Source organism: Limosilactobacillus reuteri (assembly GCF_034259105.1).
GTDB classification, from domain to species: Bacteria; Bacillota; Bacilli; order Lactobacillales; family Lactobacillaceae; genus Limosilactobacillus; species Limosilactobacillus reuteri_G.
The window spans coordinates 1,616,381-1,634,260 of sequence record NZ_CP139478.1 but is presented as its reverse complement, the minus strand read 5'-3'; the positions used below and the strand labels follow the sequence as shown (position 1 = coordinate 1,634,260).

The window sequence follows — 17,880 nt, the reverse complement described above, 5'->3', positions numbered from 1 at the left end:
CCTTTGATTGATGTCAATAAATTTGAAAGTATGCAGATCGGTCTGGCATCTCCAGATAAGATCCGTAGTTGGTCATATGGGGAAGTTAAAAAGCCCGAGACTATTAACTACCGGACATTAAAGCCAGAAAAGCAAGGTCTGTTTGACGAACGAATCTTTGGCCCAACCAAGGATTACGAATGTGCGTGTGGAAAGTACAAGCGTATCCGTTACAAAGGTCGTGTTTGTGACCGTTGTGGTGTTGAGGTTACTAGTGCAAAAGTTCGTCGTGAACGGATGGGGCACATTGAATTAGCTGCTCCTGTATCTCACATTTGGTACTTTAAAGGAATTCCAAGTCGAATGGGACTTGTATTAGATATGAGTCCACGTTCGCTTGAAGAAGTTATTTACTTTGCTTCATATGTTGTTCTTGATCCAGGTGATACTCCACTTGAAAAGAAACAACTTTTAACTGAAGCAGAATATCGTGATAAAAAAGCAGAATATGGTGACCGGTTCAAAGCTGAAATGGGAGCTGCTGCTATTCAAAAACTTTTAGCTGATGTTTACTTAGAAAAGGAAGCTGCTGAATTAAAGGAAGAATTGAAAGAAGCTACTGGTCAAAAACGGACTCGTGCTATTCGTCGTCTTGATATTCTTGAAGCTTTCATTAAGTCAGGAAACAAGCCTGAATGGATGGTTATGGATGTAATTCCAGTTATGCCACCTGACTTGCGGCCAATGGTTCAACTTGAAGGGGGACGTTTTGCTACCTCCGATTTGAATGATTTATATCGGCGGGTTATTAACCGTAATAACCGGTTGAAGCGACTTCTTAAATTACAAGCACCTGGAATTATTGTTCAAAATGAAAAACGGATGCTTCAAGAAGCTGTTGATGCATTAATCGATAATGGTCGCCGCGGACGTCCAGTAGCTGGACCAGGTAACCGTCCATTGAAGTCACTTTCTCACTTACTTAAGGGGAAGCAAGGACGTTTCCGTCAAAACTTACTTGGTAAGCGTGTTGATTACTCTGGCCGTTCCGTTATTGATGTTGGTCCATCATTGAAGTTGAACCAAATGGGATTACCAGTTCCAATGGCGCTTGAATTATTTAAGCCATTTATTATGCATGAATTGGTAAAGCGTGGTCTTTCTGCTAACGTTAAAGCTGCTAAGCGTAAGATTGATCGCAGTGATGATGATGTCTTTGATGTATTGGAAGATGTTATTAAGGAACACCCAGTTCTATTGAACCGGGCACCTACTCTTCACCGGTTAGGTATCCAAGCGTTCGAACCAATCTTGGTTTCTGGTAAGTCAATGCGTCTTCACCCATTAGTATGTTCAGCATATAACGCTGACTTTGATGGGGATCAGATGGCTATTCACGTTCCATTATCTGATGAAGCTCAAGCGGAGGCACGTTTGTTAATGCTTGCTGCCCACCATATTCTTAGTCCTCGTGACGGAGAACCTATTGTTTCACCATCACAGGATATGGTTATTGGTAACTACTACATGACTACTGAAGATAAGGGTCGTGAAGGTGAAGGAATGATCTTCAAGGATACTGATGAAGCTGAACTTGCTTACCGCAATGACTATGTTTCATTACAAACCCGTGTTGGAGTTCAAGTATCTGCATTCCCTGAAAAACCATTTACTGATGAACAACGAGGCAAGATCATGGTGACAACTGTTGGTAAGCTTCTTTTCAACCGAATTATGCCAAAAGATTTTGCTTACATTAACGAACCAACAGATGCAAATATTCAAAATGGTGTTGATGATCGTTTCTTCCTTGAACCTGGTCAAGATATTCATGAATACCTTGAAAATGCACCATTAGTTCCACCATTTAAGAAGGGCTTCTTATCTGACTTAATTGCTGAAGTATATAAGCGTTACAAAGTTACAAAGACGTCCCAATTCTTAGACCGTATTAAGGACTTAGGTTACTACGAATCAACTATTTCTGGTCTAACTACTGCTATGTCTGATATTCATGATTTACCAGAAAAACCAGAAATTCTTGATAAGGCACAAAAGCAAGTTGCTTTAATTACTAAGCAATTCCGTCGTGGTTTAATTACAGACGACGAACGTTATGAACGAGTAATCGGTGCATGGAACGATGCTAAGGATGAAGTTCAAAACAAGTTAATTGAACACATGGATATCCATAACCCAATTAACATGATGTCCGACTCTGGTGCGCGGGGTAACATTTCAAACTTTACTCAGTTAGCCGGAATGCGTGGATTGATGGCATCACCAAACGGTAAGATTATGGAATTGCCTGTTAAGTCAAACTTCTATGAAGGACTTTCAGTGTTGGAAATGTTTATTTCATCACACGGTGCTCGTAAAGGTATGACTGATACAGCCTTGAAGACTGCCAATTCAGGTTACTTAACTCGTCGTCTTGTTGATGTTGCGCAAGATGTGGTTGTTCGTGAAAAAGACTGTGGTACTGATCGCGGACTTGAAGTTACTGCTATTACAAACGGTAACGAAATGATTGAACCACTTTATGATCGAATCATGGGTCGTTACACTATGAAGTCTGTCTTTGATCCTAAGACTGGTGAAAAGATTGTTGGTAAGAATGTCCTTATCGACGAAGAAATGGCTCAAAAGATTGTCGATGCAGGCGTAAAGAAGGTAACTATTCGTTCAGCATTTACTTGCAACACTGAACATGGTGTATGTGAACGTTGTTATGGACGAAACGCAGCTACTGGTGACCGTGTAGAAGCTGGTGAAGCTGTCGGAACTGTTGCTGCTCAATCAATTGGTGAACCAGGTACTCAGTTAACTCTTCGTAACTTCCACACTGGTGGAGTTGCTGGTAACGATGATATTACTCAAGGTCTTCCACGTATCCAAGAAATTGTTGAAGCACGTAATCCTAAAGGTCGTGCAACAATTACAGAGGTTACTGGTGAAGTTGTGTCTATCGAAGAAAATCCTGCTGAACGGACGAAGGATATTACGATTAAAGGTGAGACTGATACCCGAACTTACACCCTTCCAATTACAGCACGGATGAAAGTTGCTGAAGGTGATTTCATTCACCGTGGGGCACCACTAAATGAAGGTTCGATTGATCCTAAGGAATTAATCCAAGTTCGTGATGTTCTTTCTACTGAAACTTACCTCTTATCTCAAGTTCAAGGTGTTTACCGGATGCAGGGTATTGACTTGTTAGATAAGCACGTTGAAATTATGATTCGTCAAATGATGCGGAAAGTTCGTGTCATGGATCCAGGTGATACCGATCTTCTACCGGGTCAATTAATGGATATCAGTCAGTTCCGTGACGCCAACAAGGATACCTTAGTTGCTGGAAATATTCCTGCAACAGCTCGTCCTGTTATTCTTGGTATTACTAAGGCTGCCTTAGAGACAAACAGTTTCTTGTCAGCTGCTTCGTTCCAAGAAACTACACGTGTATTAACTGATGCTGCTATTCGTGGTAAGAACGATCCATTAGTTGGATTGAAAGAAAATGTTATTATTGGTAAGATTATTCCTGCAGGTACTGGTATGAGTGCTTACCGGAACATCAAGCTCAAAGAAGTTAGTGTAGCTGCTTACTCAATTAAAGATATTGAGGCTAAGTTAAAAGAAGAAGATAAGCAAAACTAATTTATAAAAAAGGCAATGGTTAACCTGTGAAGGGGCCATTGCCTTTTTAGTTTAAAATGAGGTGATTACTTGGCAAAAAAATATCAGATAGAAATTCCTGACTCAGCATTTAAAAAGACAGATTTTTCTACGAATGAAGAACTTTCTCTTAGTGTTAATCATAAGCAAATTAACATTCGTCCAATAAATGTGAGTGATCAACTACCTAAAATTAGTATTTTCTGGTATGTGATTCCTTCAATTATTTTAGCTGCAATATTTTTAGCTTTTTTTAGTGCTAGAAAAATTAACACAGTCCCGATAACAGGTGATGATTATTCCATTGCCAATGGTGCTTTAATCTTAGGAGTATGCAGTGGAATTCTATCGTTTTTGATAACATTTATTATTACTAAAATTCTCGGAAAAGGGCCTAGCAAGGATTTTCATTGGCGGAGTTTGCCAACAATTACGATTGCATGCGGCCTAATCATTGCATTTTCGCTATCGGCAATTTTTTGGCTGTTCGGTCAGATGTTTAAGGATGCGCGGTTTGATATTTATACTGCAACTGCTTTTATATTTGTAATTATTGCGGCAATAAACTATATTATGATTAATTTGGCGTTAACATTATCGTCAGGAGTTATCACCAATTTATTAACAATAATGATTATTGGTGGAATGCTTTTCTCAATGTTGACGAATTCTAAACGAGACTGGTGGCGTTATAATTTCAGTTTTTTAGGAACAGCGAAAAATTCCACAAGTCTGCAATTTAATATAACTTTGATTTTTACTGGATTGTTAATGATTGCTTTAGTTGATTACTTATTTGTAAATATTCAACGCCGGTATCACGGTTATAAAATTCAAGTATTGCGGTGGCTGTTAATTATGTTAGCTATCTGTATCGCTTCTATTGGTCTTTTTCCCAATAATCCAGAATTTCATGTTTTACATGACCGAATTTCAATGTGGCTTGTTTATATTATGCTAATTCTGATTGTAGTTATTAGGTGGGTTCTACCTGAAGTTACTAAACAATTTTTGGTGATTTCTTATACGATTGGAGCCGTAATGAGTATTGAATATATTGTTTTTAAGTTAACTAACTATCTTTCCTTAACAGCATTCGAATTGTTTGAATTTGGCTTAGCCTTTTCTTGGTTGCTTTTATTACTACAAAATATTGAAAATCTCGCTCAATTTGGGCAAAACTTATTTGTAGTAAAACTCAAACCGGTAAAAGATGATACTAATTAAACATTGTAAAAGACTAGGGTATCCTGGTCTTTTATTTTTGGCTCTACAATATCTGGTGTTGATATAGAAATATCACTTTCTATACCAATACTAGATTTTTTGTTTTTAAACTAAAAAAGAGGCATGCCCTCTGATACAATGAAATCGCCAAATCACATAGTAAAGAAGGTAACCTCCATGGATAATGATACAAGGACTCTCCTCAATTTAACAGACCCTCATTTAAATTTTCCTCATCATTGGCTTAAATATAAATCAATTAAAAACGTTCAGGTGGCACAAATATCCTGTACCCTTTCTTATATCCCGCGTGCTTGTCCAAATTGTAGCGTTATTAATCGTGGACAAATCTTAAAATATGGTTTTTATCAAGCTAAACACAAATATGGACAATTTAGGGCTCAACCATTAATGTTGCTTGTTAATACTCAACGTTTTCAATGTCCTGACTGCCATACAACATTTAATGCGACTAGTTATCTTTTTGAAAAGCAACGAACAATTAGTCGTGATTTAAGGCGTGAAATTATTCTTCGGTTAACGCGAATTCAAACAATTAAAGATATTGCCCATGATTTGTTTATCAGTGAAGCTTCGGTCCAGCGGGTCCTTTTGGACCTCGCTGATCAATACAAGCCGAATTTAAACTATCTACCGGAAACACTATGTATTGATGAATTTAAATCAATGCGGAGCGCTAAAGGTAAGATGAGTTTCATCGCCGTTGATGGTGATCGGAGTTGCTTATTTGAGCTCCTTGAAGATCGGCGATTACGTAGTTTATTTAAGCATTATCAACAGTTTACACGTGCTGCCCGTTGCCGGGTAAAATATCTGGTAATGGATATGAACGCTGCTTATGATCAACTAGTTAAAACCGTTTTTCCTTGTGCTCAAATCATCTATGATCGCTTTCATATTGCCAAACACCTTAATGATACGATGAATCATGTGCGAATTCATGTCTTCAATCGTTTGCGAAAAGGTGATTCTGCGGAGCAGAAACAAGCTCGGCGCCTTAAACGTTATTGGCGGCTATTTCTTCAAGATCGGGAAAATTTAAGTACAAAAGTTTATTACGAAGGACGTTATTTTAATCGCGTTGTTAATTCCATTATGATCTTAGACTTAATGTTAGCGTATGACCAAGAATTAAGAGCCACCTATAATTTTATTCAATCCTTGAAGCGTGCTTACAATCAACGTGATTTTACAACTTTCTTTCAATTACTTAAACTCCGGCCAGACAGTGTCAGCCATTATACAATCCACCGTTGTCAAGTTTTAGCGCGCTATAAAGAGGAAATTAAGCGTGGCTTTGAGACGAAGTTCTCAAATGGTCGAACCGAAGGGATTAATAATCGAATTAAAACTATCAAACGAGTTGCCTGTGGTTATCGTTACTTTACGGCATTTAAAACGCGGATTTATTTAATTATTGGCCACCAAATTCAAACTAACTAAAAAGAACCGCCACGAATGACGATTCTAACTAGACCAATTTAATTGGCGAAAATTCATATTTGCGTATCAACACTACTTGACGTAGAGCCTTATTTTTTAACAGCCTTGTATAAAAAGACACAGAATAGTAACAAGGGATAGGGCCGGGATAAATGGTAGTTTCTTTTTTCTTGTAAATACAAAGATAAATAGCATAATTAAAGAGCTCCATTGGATAATTAAAAGTGTTTGATACCATCCCCATATCAGACATGTTACAAACAAAAATTCAATATCACCAATTCCTAGTGTCTTAGTAAAAGTAGCAAACAATAGTAAACTGACTACTAGAATGCAGGCAAAAATCAAATTATAAAAATAATTTTGTGGAATAGATAGTAAGGCAATCGGAAACAGTCCCAATAGTGAATAAGAATAGATTACATGACTAAAAAAATCAGTAGAAGTTAAAAAGATTAAGCTAGTGAAGAAGAGAAGAATGATTAAGTCATGAATAGGTTCATAAATGAGGAAAGTAGTAAAAGCAATACCAGATAAAAATTCAATTACTGGCAAATATAAACTAATTTTTTGTTTACAACCTGAAATGTCAATTTAAATTAGAAAAAAGGTGAAAGTTGTTCTTCTGTGACATGACTCAAGAATACTTCTAATGGTGTACGATAATTTAGAGATTTTCGTGGGATATTGTTGCGACGATGCATTAGCTGAGTGACTAGTTCGTCTGGTAAATCGCGAAAATCTAGCTTTTTACTAAGACCATCACGACGCAAGAGGCCGTTATTATTTTCGTTTAACCCTCGTTGATTGGGAGCACCGACTTCCGCAAAATAGGTGTGAAGATCATACTTATTGGCTATTTCTCGCCATCCAGCAAATTCTTTCCCGTTATCAAAAGTAATTGATTTAACAAAGTGACGTGGCAGTTTAGCGAGCCATTGATCAAGCTGGCAATTCACTGCTTCGTCTGTTTTATGATGAATATTAAGGACAATCATTACTTTGGATTGTCGCTCTACTAGCGTCATTACCGCTCCGCGGTGAGCTTTACCTTGAACTGTATCAGCTTCAAAGTGCCCAAATTCATGTTGGTAATGCGGAAAATCACGATATCGTTGATAGATACTGCGTCCTAATTGGCCAGCTTTACCACGATGTTCCACATAGCCATTGGGATGGCGTTTTCCTTTCATCGGTAGCTGTTTAACGGAAAAGCCATACTGATTGCGGGCAAACATGCGATAAAGGGTGCGCATACTGCAGCTAATTGGGTGTTCATGACGACCAATAATAGTATCAGGAGTCCAACCTGCCTTGATTTGCGCATGGATATAGTTAACTTCGATAGTTGGCAGTTGGGTCTGCTTCCGACCACAACGACGCTTATGTCGCTGATAAGTCTGAAGATATTGGTCGATGGTTTTACCGTCGTTGAGGAAACGATAAACACGATAGATGGTTTCTTGACTACGCTGAAGTAATTTAGCAGCCCGATAAGCTTTAGTACCTTGATACCAAAAATCAGCTATGAGAGTTAATTCACGTGTGGTAAGATGTTTATAGGTCATTTGTGATTGCCTTTCTTTTGATTAGGAATATTCAAAAGTCTATCACAAATGGCTTTTTACTTTTTCTAACTTAATTTTACAAACGACGCAAAAATAACATTGACCGTGAAGGATGATAAAACTAAAAATAGGGATAAGATGCCACCATAGCAAAATAGAATGGCAATTATCACAATATGATCGCTGAGGAATGGTTAAAGAGTGGTTATTACCAAGACGATAGCAACAAGAAGTAATAAATGAAGCAACAGAAGCACCAAATAAAAATGATAAAAATAACATAAAAAACCTCCCAATAAATAAATACGTGATTTTTAATAAAATTCACTTTTAAATTAACGATTTAAAAGAAATCGATGATGATACGTTGACATTCATTTCTGAGCATGATAGTCTATTTAAGGTGCTTTTTTAGCAACGGAGTGTCTGTCGTTGGGCAGATGCGTCAACGAAGGCACAAAAATTGTATAAATACAAACAGGACTTTTTTTATTCATAAAAAAGAACCGCCTGGATGTGTGGACTTAAATTAAGGAAGGGGAAAAAATAATGCCAACCATTAACCAATTGGTACGTAAAGGCCGTAAGAGCCACAAGGGCAAGTCAAAGTCACCAGCTCTTGGTTATGTTTACAACACTTTCAAGAAAGAAGAAATTAAGACTCCATCACCACAAAAGCGTGGAGTTGCTACTCGTGTGGGTACTATGACTCCTAAGAAGCCTAACTCAGCTTTACGGAAGTACGCCCGTGTACGTCTTTCAAACTTAATCGAAGTTACTGCTTACATTCCTGGTATTGGACACAACCTCCAAGAACACTCAGTTGTTTTAATTCGTGGTGGTCGTGTTAAGGATTTACCTGGGGTTCGTTACCACATCATCCGTGGTACTCTAGATACTGCTGGTGTTGAAGGCCGTATGCAATCACGTTCTAAGTACGGTGCTAAGAAGCCTAAGGATAAGAAGTAATTTTAAGGAGGAGTTAAGTAATGCCACGTAAAGGACATGTACAAAAGCGTGAAATTTTACCAGATCCAATGTACAACTCAAAGTTGGTTACTAGCTTAATTGATCACTTAATGATTGATGGTAAGCGTGGAACTGCTACTAAGATTTTATACGCTGCTTTTGATGAAATTAAGAACGAAACTGGTAATGATCCAGTTGAAGTATTCCAACAAGCAATGGAAAATGTTATGCCTGTCTTGGAAGTTAAGGCTCGTCGTGTTGGTGGTTCTAACTACCAAGTTCCGATTGAAGTTCGTCCAGACCGTCGTACTACATTAGGTCTTCGTTGGATTGTTCAATACGCACGTTTGCGCGGTGAACATACAATGGTTGAACGTCTTGCACGTGAAATCATCGATGCTTCAAACAATACTGGAGCTTCAGTTAAAAAGCGTGAAGATACGCACCGTATGGCAGAAGCCAACCGTGCATTCGCACACTACCGCTGGTAATAATCACTGTCATTTGATTCTGGTTATTTAACTAGTTTCAGTGAAGGGGTGACGTTTAAACATCGATTACGTCACCCCTTTTTGAAAATAATGGTAAAATAAGTATAACCATATTTCGGAAGGAGATACTCTTTTAAGATGGCTAATAAACGTGAATACCCACTTGCTAAAACTCGTAACATCGGTATCATGGCACACATCGATGCTGGTAAGACGACTGCAACTGAGCGGATTCTTTACTATACTGGTAAGATCCACAAGATTGGTGAAACCCATGATGGTGCTTCACAAATGGACTGGATGGATGAAGAAAAGGAACGTGGTATCACTATTACTTCTGCAGCTACAACTGCTGTTTGGAATGACCACCGTATCAATATTATTGATACCCCAGGACACGTGGACTTCACTGTCGAAGTTGAACGTTCACTCCGGGTTCTTGATGGTGCCGTAACTGTTCTTGATGCGCAAGCTGGTGTTGAACCACAAACTGAAACCGTTTGGCGTCAAGCTGACGATTTTGATGTTCCTCGGATTGTTTTTGCTAACAAGATGGACAAGGTTGGGGCTAACTTTGATTATTCTGTCCAAACTATTAAAGACCGTTTGAACGTTACTCCTCTTCCTATTCAAATGCCAATTGGTGCTGAAGATGACTTTATCGGTTTAGTTGACCTTGTTAAGATGGTTGCCTATGTTTATGACGAAGATAAGCTCGGTACTAACTGGGATACTGTTGAGATTCCTGATGATATGAAGGAAGAAGCTCAAAAGCGTCATGACGAAATGGTTGAAACATTAGCTGATATTGACGATAACTTAATGGAAAAGTACCTTGAAGGTGAAGAAATTTCTGTTGATGAAATCAAAGCAGCTATTCGTAAAGGTACTTTGGAAGAAAAGATCTTCCCTGTATTAGCTGGTTCAGCTTACAAGGATAAAGGTATCCAAATGATGCTTGATGCTGTTATCGATTACTTGCCATCACCACTTGATGTTAAGCCTTTCGTTGCACATGATGCTGAAGGAAATGAAGTTGAATTAACTGCTGGAGACAACAAGCCTTTCGCAGCCTTGGCATTTAAGATTGCTACTGACCCATTTGTTGGTCGTTTAACATTCTTACGTGTCTACACTGGTTCACTTCAATCAGGTTCATACGTTCTTAATGCCACTAAGGGCAAGCGTGAACGTGTTGGTCGTTTACTTCAAATGCACTCTAACCAACAACAAGAAATTCCAGAAGTGTTCTCTGGTGATATCGCTGCCGCTATCGGTTTAAAGAATACTACTACTGGTGATTCTTTAACTGATCCTGATAATCCACTTCAACTTGAATCAATGGACTTCCCAGAACCAGTTATTCAAGTTTCTGTTGAACCTAAGTCTAAGGCTGACCAAGACAAGATGGACAAAGGACTTCAAAAGCTTGCTGAAGAAGATCCAACCTTCAAAGCTGAAACTAACCCTGAAACTGGTGAAACATTAATCGCTGGTATGGGTGAATTACACTTAGACATCATTGTTGAACGTCTTCGTCGGGAATTCCATGCTGAAGTTACTGTTGGTAAGCCACAAGTTTCTTACCGTGAAGCATTTACTAAGCAAGCAAGTGCTCAAGGTAAGTTCGTTCGTCAATCTGGTGGTAAAGGTCAATATGGTGACGTATGGATCGAATTTACACCACTTAAAGAAGGGGAAGGATTCGAATTTGAAGATGCCATTGTTGGTGGTGTTGTTCCTCGTGAATTTATCCCTGCTGTTGAACAAGGATTAAAGGAAGCTATGCAAAATGGTGTTCTCGCAGGTTACCCACTTGTTGACATGCATGCTAAGCTTTATGATGGTAGTTACCACGAAGTCGACTCTAGTGAAGCTGCCTTTAAGGTTGCTGCATCATTAGCACTTAAGAATGCTGCTAAGAAAGCAGATCCTGTTATCCTTGAACCAATTATGAAAGTTGACATTGTTGTACCACAAGACAACATGGGTGATGTTATGGGTCAAGTAACAGCTCGTCGTGGTACCATTGATGGTATGGAAGAACGTGGTAATGCTCAATTAATTCACTCATTTGTTCCACTTTCTGAAATGTTTGGATACGCTACTGCATTGCGTTCAGCAACACAAGGTCGTGGTACCTTCACTATGACTTTCGATCACTACTCAGCTGTTCCTAAGTCTGTTCAAGAAGATATTATTAAGAAAAACGGTGGCAATAACTAATTATTGACATTGTGATCTCAAATCCATCAAAGAGCTACAGTTTGATTACTGTAGTTCTTTTTTGTTTGATAATAAAAATTCAGGCTCTACGTCAAGTAGTTTTGATACGCAAATATGAATTTTCGCCAATTAAATTGGTCTAGTTAGAATCGTCATTCGTGGCGGTTCTTTTTAGTTAGTTTGAATTTGGTGGCCAATAATTAAATAAATCCGCGTTTTAAATGCCGTAAAGTAACGATAACCACAGGCAACTCGTTTGATAGTTTTAATTCGATTATTAATCCCTTCGGTTCGACCATTTGAGAACTTCGTCTCAAAGCCACGCTTAATTCCCTCTTTATAGCGCGCTAAAACTTGACAACGGTGGATTGTATAATGGCTGACACTGTCTGGCCGGAGTTTAAGTAATTGAAAGAAAGTTGTAAAATCACGTTGATTGTAAGCACGCTTCAAGGATTGAATAAAATTATAGGTGGCTCTTAATTCTTGGTCATACGCTAACATTAAGTCTAAGATCATAATGGAATTAACAACGCGATTAAAATAACGTCCTTCGTAATAAACTTTTGTACTTAAATTTTCCCGATCTTGAAGAAATAGCCGCCAATAACGTTTAAGGCGCCGAGCTTGTTTCTGCTCCGCAGAATCACCTTTTCGCAAACGATTGAAGACATGAATTCGCACATGATTCATCGTATCATTAAGGTGTTTGGCAATATGAAAGCGATCATAGATGATTTGAGCACAAGGAAAAACGGTTTTAACTAGTTGATCATAAGCAGCGTTCATATCCATTACCAGATATTTCACCCGGCAACGGGCAGCACGTGTAAACTGTTGATAATGCTTAAATAAACTACGTAATCGCCGATCTTCAAGGAGTTCAAATAAGCAACTCCGATCACCATCAACAGCGATGAAACTCATCTTACCTTTAGCGCTCCGCATTGATTTAAATTCATCAATACATAGTGTTTCCGGTAGATAGTTTAAATTCGGCTTGTATCGATCAGCGAGGTCCAAAAGGACCCGCTGGACCGAAGCTTCACTGATAAACAAATCATGGGCAATATCTTTAATTGTTTGAATTCGCGTTAACCGAAGAATAATTTCACGCCTTAAATCACGACTAATTGTTCGTTGCTTTTCAAAAAGATAACTAGTCGCATTAAATGTTGTATGGCAGTCAGGACATTGAAAACGTTGAGTATTAACAAGCAACATTAATGGTTGAGCCCTAAATTGTCCATATTTGTATTTAGCTTGATAAAAACCATATTTTAAGATTTGTCCACGATTAATAACGCCACAATTTGGACAAGCACGCGGGATATAAGAAAGGGTACAGGATATTTGTGCCACCCGAACGTTTTTAATTGATTTATATTTAAGCCAATGATGAGGAAAATTTAAATGAGGGTCTGTTAAATTGAGGAGAGTCCTTGTATCATTATCCATGGAGGTTACCTTCTTTACTATGTGATTTGGCGATTTCATTGTATCAGAGGGCATGCCTCTTTTTTAGTTTGAAAACAAAAAATCTAGTATTGGTATAGAAAGTGATATTTCTATATCAACACCAGATATTGTAGAGCCAAAATTCAAAAAGTATTTTAATGAGTTTCATCAAAACGTATAAATTACTTTTTAATACATCAGAAAAATTAATGGTATTTTAGTATCTCTAATTTTTGGTGGATTATAGAATGAAGTTAGCCACCCAGTTGGTGGTAAATAAAAAACGCCATTCGGCGTGACATCAGGTATCATATTAAGTGAACCAAACCTATATGAAAGGATGTCCGTCAAATGACGCACTTAAATGATACCATGTCTACTAGTTTATTGACTACTCATAAAAAGAATGCTCATCTTACTAAAGAAGAACGTGTGATGATTGCGACTTTAAAGTCGCAAGGACTTTCCAATCGCGCAATTGGTCGCCAATTAGGAGTTAATCATCAAACAATTAATAACGAGCTCAACCGTGGTACGGTCCGCCAACTTCGTCGTCAAAAATCTAATGGTAAGATTTACGAATATTCTTACTACATCTATAGTTATGAAGCTGGTCAGGCCACATATCTTGAACATCACCGCCATTCTGGTCGTCGTCGCTTATATTATTCTTCAAAGCAATTTTTACGATTAGCTGATCAGCTAATGCTTGGTGAGTTTGACGACCACCATTACTCCCCACAAGCGGTTATTTATAAGGCTCGAGATTTAATGAATGATGGCACCCTGATCCCAAAGTCGGTTGTAACTTTATATCAATGGATTAATGAGGGTGTGCTTCGTACGTCCAATTTAGACCTCTTTGAAAAACCTAAACGTAAGCATCATCGAACTCATCCGCAAGCTAAAAGGTGCTTAGGGCCTAATATTGCTCAACGACCTCAAACTGCGGACCAACGGTCCGAAATTGGCCATTGGGAACTAGATACAGTTCAGGGACAGAAAAACGGTAATGACAGTGTTGTACTAGTAATGACTGATCGCCTTTCACGAGTTAATATCACGAGTAAAATTGCTGGTAAAACTGCGCATGCAGTAAATCAGTTCTTTATAAATTTACGCCAGAAAATGGGCACAGATGCTTACTATCGCATCTTTAAGACAATAACCTCTGACAACGGTTCAGAATTTAGTGAGTTAACACAAGTTCACGATCATGTTTTCTATGCTGATCCGTATTCCCCTTGGGAACGTGGATCCAATGAGATCAATAACCGGTTTCTCCGCAAGGAGATTACCAAAGGTGAAGCTATAAATAACTATAGTAGTGCTCAGATCATAGCGACTAATGATTGGATGAATCACTATCCACGAGCTATGTTTAATGGACATTCGTCAATGGATATCTATCGTAAGGCCTTCTACCAAGAGATATCACAGCTCCATCAACCAATAATCAATTGGTCAGTATTATTTATTTGAGTCCAGTGGCTAACTTATTCTTGAAATTTAGGATCTCTAATTTTTAACGCCGTTTGTAAAATTAAGTTAGAAAAATAGAAAAGCCATTTGTGGTAGACTTTTGAATACCCCTAAACAAAAGAAAGGAAACCACAAATGACTTACACCCATCTTACCACAAACGAGCTGACAATCATCGCCCATTCTTTCGTGCAAAAGCTTAAAGCGTACCGAGTGGCCCAAATGATCAACCGTTGCGCCGAAACCGTTTATCGCGTTTATCGTTACCTGGAAACCGGTGCCTCAATTGCTGATTATCAAGATCACTATATGCGCAATAAGCAACGTTGTGGCCGAAAACGTACTCAGTTGTCACTGGCTGAACTCACTTATATCAACGACAAAATTGCCCAGAGGTGGACGCCTGATACCATTATTGGGCGCGCTGAGCGCCCAATTAGTTGTAACCGGCGAACTCTTTACCGGATGTTTGAACGTGGCCAGTTCGGCTTCGATGTCCGTTCCTTGCCGATGCGAGGTAAGCGGCACCCGAATGGCTATGTCGAGCGCCGCGGGAAGGCTGGCCAATTGGGGCGAAGTATTCACGAGCGTGCCAAGGACTTTCCGCACTATGCCACTGAATTTGGGCCCCTTGAAGCTGATACCGTCCAAGGCAAAAAGCACCAAGGGGCGGTAATGACCCTGACCGAACGCCAATCGAAGGTCGAAATTGTACTCAATGTGCACGAAAAGACGGCTAATGCGATTAACCAACACTTAAGTCAGTGGCTTCGGAAATTCCCGCGGCACTTCTTCAAATCGATTACCTTTGACAACGGAAAAGAATTCGCCGGCTGGCGCGAGATTGCCAATCAATTTGACCTTCACACTTACTTTGCTGAGGTTGGTGCTCCCAATCAACGAGGGCTGAACGAAAACAACAACGGTCTTTTACGCCGGGATGGCTTAACGAAACAGCTAGATTTCCGCAATCTTCCTGATGAATTGGTAACCCAACTGATGAGTAAGCGAAATAACCTGCCCCGTAAATCACTAGGCTATCGAACTCCATATGAAGTATTCATGTCTTACGTCACTGATGAGCAACTATTTTCTTTCTAACTTAAATTGACATTTCGGGTAACTAATTTAGGGAGAAAATTTTACAAAAATATTTCAATTGAAAATATTCTAAAATTTCCCTTGATCTAATTACGTTTCTTTAGTATTATGGATAGGTGCTTGAGCTTTGGAGGTAGATTTGCCTTACCCCCTATTAAGTGAAAGCTGCGAAGCGTTGATACGGAAGGTTGCGACACACCCGGCCGCTTTGCCACAGGATGTGGCGGTAATTTCCGCGGAGCTAGTCAAATTTCAAATCTGACGAAGGAGGGAACATAATGGCAAAACAAAAGATTCGTATTCGGTTAAAGGCTTATGAACACCGTATTTTAGATCAATCTGCTGATAAGATTGTTGAAACCGCTAAGCGGACAGGTGCTCAAATTTCAGGTCCTATTCCGTTACCAACTGAACGGACTATCTACACTGTTATCCGTTCACCACACAAATTTAAGAAGTCACGGGAGCAATTCGAAATGCGCACACACAAGCGTTTAATCGATATTGTTGACCCAACACCTAAGACCGTTGATTCATTAATGAAGCTCGATCTTCCTAGTGGTGTTGATATTGAAATCAAGCTTTAATTGTTAGAATAAGAATAATACATAAAACATAAAATTGGAGGTGTACTCATGACCAAAGGAATCTTAGGTAAAAAGGTTGGAATGACTCAAGTATTCACTGACAATGGTGAATTAGTTCCAGTTACTGTTATCGATGTTACACCAAACGTTGTAATGCAAATTAAGACCGTTGAAAACGATGGTTACAGTGCTGTACAACTTGGTTTTGATGACAAGCGGGAAGTTTTGAGCAACAAACCTGAACAAGGTCATGCAGCAAAAGCAAACACGACCCCTAAGCGCTTCATCGGTGAAATCCGCGATGCTGAATTAGGGGACATTAAAGTCGGAGACGAAGTTAAGGCTGACGTTTTCGCAGAAGGTGAAACTGTCGACGTTACGGGTACTACTAAGGGTCATGGTTACCAAGGTAACATCCATAAGGATAACCAATCTCGTGGACCTATGGCACACGGTTCTCGTTACCACCGTCGTCCTGGTTCATTGGGTGCCATTATCAACCGGGTTTTCAAGGGTATGAAGCTCCCTGGTCGTATGGGTGGCAAGACTGTTACCATGCAACACTTACAAGTTGTTAAGGTTGATCTTGACAACAACGTATTACTCATCAAGGGTAATGTTCCTGGTGCAAACAAGTCTTACGTAACTATTAAGAACTCAGTTAAGGCTAATACTAAGAAGAGCCTTAGCAAACAACACAACAAATAATAAGAAAGGAGGAAGTAAATAATGACTAGCGTTAATTTGTATAAACAAGATGGTAGCCAAAACGGTACTGTTGAATTAAACGATGCAGTATTTGGTGTTGAACCAAATGAAAATGTTGTATTTGATGCAATTTTGCGTCAACGTGCTTCATTACGTCAAGGTACACATGCTGTAAAGAATCGTTCTGCAGTTAGCGGTGGTGGTAAGAAGCCATGGCGTCAAAAGGGTACTGGTCGTGCTCGTCAAGGTTCTATCCGTTCTCCACAATTCCGTGGTGGTGGTATTGTTTTTGGACCTACTCCACGTTCATATAAGTACAGCCTTCCTCGTAAGGTTCGTCAACTTGCAATCAAGTCTGCCCTTTCCCAAAAGGTTCTTGATAACAGCTTTGTAGTAGTTGATGCATTAAACTTTGATGCACCAAAGACAAAGGAATTCGCTGATGTTATGGGTAACTTAAACGTTGCTGAAAAGACATTAGTTGTTGTTACTGATGACGACAAGAATGCTGCTTTATCAGCACGTAACTTAGCTAATGCTACAGTTGTTACTCCAGCAGGTGTTAACATCTTGAACGTTGTTGATAACCAAAAGATTGTTATCACTAAGTCAGCTCTTTCTCAAGTAGAGGAGGTGCTCGCATAATGGAAGCACGCGACATTATTTTACGTCCAGTAGTTACTGAAGCTTCAATGGCTGGCATGGACAACAAGCGTTACACTTTTGATGTTGATTTACGAGCAACTAAGACACAAGTTAAAAATGCTGTTGAAGAAATTTTTGGCGTTAACGTTGTAAAAGTTAACATTATGAATGTAAAAGGTAAGTTAAAGCGCCAAGGTCGTTACGAAGGATACACTAAGCGTCGTCGTAAGGCTATTGTTACTTTATCTGCCGACTCAAATGAAATTAAGTTGTTTAACGACAACAACGAAAACTAAT

The 17,880-nt window shown here is 39.0% G+C and carries 16 protein-coding genes; 12 read left to right on the top strand and 4 right to left on the bottom strand.

What is annotated here, in order from left to right; genetic code table 11:
• The first annotated feature begins 3 nt into the window (after positions 1-3).
• From rpoC to SH603_RS09175, 3 genes are all read left to right on the top strand, one after another.
• Complete coding sequence (gene rpoC, locus SH603_RS09185; RefSeq protein WP_321533876.1) at positions 4-3,639, top strand: DNA-directed RNA polymerase subunit beta'; 3,636 nt, start codon at positions 4-6, stop codon at positions 3,637-3,639.
• A gap of 69 nt (positions 3,640-3,708) precedes the next feature.
• Positions 3,709-4,884, top strand: a complete 1,176-nt coding sequence (locus SH603_RS09180) for a DUF998 domain-containing protein (protein WP_153700587.1) — start codon at positions 3,709-3,711, stop codon at positions 4,882-4,884.
• A gap of 177 nt (positions 4,885-5,061) precedes the next feature.
• Positions 5,062-6,348 carry an ISL3 family transposase gene (locus SH603_RS09175; RefSeq protein WP_321533875.1) on the top strand — a complete coding sequence of 429 codons (1,287 nt, stop codon included), beginning with the start codon at positions 5,062-5,064 and terminating at the stop codon, positions 6,346-6,348.
• A gap of 96 nt (positions 6,349-6,444) precedes the next feature.
• Here SH603_RS09175 and SH603_RS11330 read toward each other — a convergent pair whose 3' ends face one another.
• The 3 genes from SH603_RS11330 to SH603_RS09165 are packed head-to-tail and all read right to left on the bottom strand — an operon-like array spanning position 6,445 to position 8,198.
• Positions 6,445-6,903 carry a prepilin peptidase gene (locus SH603_RS11330; protein ID WP_328518095.1) on the bottom strand — a complete coding sequence of 153 codons (459 nt, stop codon included), beginning with the start codon at positions 6,901-6,903 and terminating at the stop codon, positions 6,445-6,447.
• Positions 6,904-6,947: 44 nt separating this feature from the next.
• Positions 6,948-7,916, bottom strand: a complete 969-nt coding sequence (locus SH603_RS09170) for an IS30 family transposase (RefSeq protein ID WP_003668074.1) — start codon at positions 7,914-7,916, stop codon at positions 6,948-6,950.
• Between the two features lie 42 nt (positions 7,917-7,958).
• Positions 7,959-8,198, bottom strand: coding sequence for a prepilin peptidase (locus tag SH603_RS09165; RefSeq protein ID WP_321533874.1), 240 nt, complete (start codon positions 8,196-8,198; stop codon positions 7,959-7,961).
• Between the two features lie 267 nt (positions 8,199-8,465).
• Here SH603_RS09165 and rpsL point away from each other — a divergent pair, with 267 nt between their 5' ends.
• The 3 genes from rpsL (at position 8,466) to fusA (ending at position 11,602) form a co-directional block, all read left to right on the top strand.
• Positions 8,466-8,885: a 30S ribosomal protein S12 gene (rpsL, locus tag SH603_RS09160; RefSeq protein WP_003664576.1), complete on the top strand. Its 420-nt coding sequence runs from the start codon at positions 8,466-8,468 to the stop codon at positions 8,883-8,885.
• Positions 8,886-8,905: 20 nt separating this feature from the next.
• Positions 8,906-9,376: a 30S ribosomal protein S7 gene (gene rpsG / locus SH603_RS09155; RefSeq protein ID WP_003668788.1), complete on the top strand. Its 471-nt coding sequence runs from the start codon at positions 8,906-8,908 to the stop codon at positions 9,374-9,376.
• A gap of 138 nt (positions 9,377-9,514) precedes the next feature.
• Positions 9,515-11,602, top strand: coding sequence for an elongation factor G (gene fusA / locus SH603_RS09150; RefSeq protein ID WP_113897338.1), 2,088 nt, complete (start codon positions 9,515-9,517; stop codon positions 11,600-11,602).
• 171 nt (positions 11,603-11,773) lie between these two features.
• Here fusA and SH603_RS09145 read toward each other — a convergent pair whose 3' ends face one another.
• Positions 11,774-13,060: an ISL3 family transposase gene (locus SH603_RS09145; protein WP_321533873.1), complete on the bottom strand. Its 1,287-nt coding sequence runs from the start codon at positions 13,058-13,060 to the stop codon at positions 11,774-11,776.
• A gap of 351 nt (positions 13,061-13,411) precedes the next feature.
• Between SH603_RS09145 and SH603_RS09140 the strand changes: the two genes are divergently transcribed.
• The 6 genes from SH603_RS09140 to rplW all read left to right on the top strand — a co-directional run bounded on the left by SH603_RS09140 (position 13,412) and on the right by rplW (position 17,879).
• Positions 13,412-14,542 (top strand): IS30 family transposase, encoded by a 1,131-nt coding sequence (locus tag SH603_RS09140; RefSeq protein ID WP_013923736.1) that lies wholly within the window; start codon positions 13,412-13,414, stop codon positions 14,540-14,542.
• Between the two features lie 135 nt (positions 14,543-14,677).
• Positions 14,678-15,643 (top strand): IS30 family transposase, encoded by a 966-nt coding sequence (locus SH603_RS09135; RefSeq protein WP_321533872.1) that lies wholly within the window; start codon positions 14,678-14,680, stop codon positions 15,641-15,643.
• Positions 15,644-15,921: 278 nt separating this feature from the next.
• Positions 15,922-16,230 (top strand): 30S ribosomal protein S10, encoded by a 309-nt coding sequence (gene rpsJ, locus SH603_RS09130; RefSeq protein WP_003664569.1) that lies wholly within the window; start codon positions 15,922-15,924, stop codon positions 16,228-16,230.
• A gap of 48 nt (positions 16,231-16,278) precedes the next feature.
• A complete protein-coding gene (rplC, locus tag SH603_RS09125; protein ID WP_003664567.1) occupies positions 16,279-16,938 on the top strand; it encodes a 50S ribosomal protein L3 in 660 nt (219 codons plus the stop codon).
• A 21-nt stretch (positions 16,939-16,959) separates the two neighbouring features.
• The gene (gene rplD, locus SH603_RS09120) at positions 16,960-17,583 is read left to right on the top strand and encodes a 50S ribosomal protein L4 (RefSeq protein ID WP_003664566.1); all 624 of its coding nucleotides are present in this window, start codon (positions 16,960-16,962) and stop codon (positions 17,581-17,583) included.
• On the top strand, positions 17,583-17,879 hold the full coding sequence (gene rplW, locus SH603_RS09115) for a 50S ribosomal protein L23 (protein ID WP_169471686.1): 297 nt from the start codon (positions 17,583-17,585) through the stop codon (positions 17,877-17,879). Before rplD ends, rplW begins: the two co-directional genes overlap by 1 nt.
• Position 17,880: the final 1 nt, after the last annotated feature.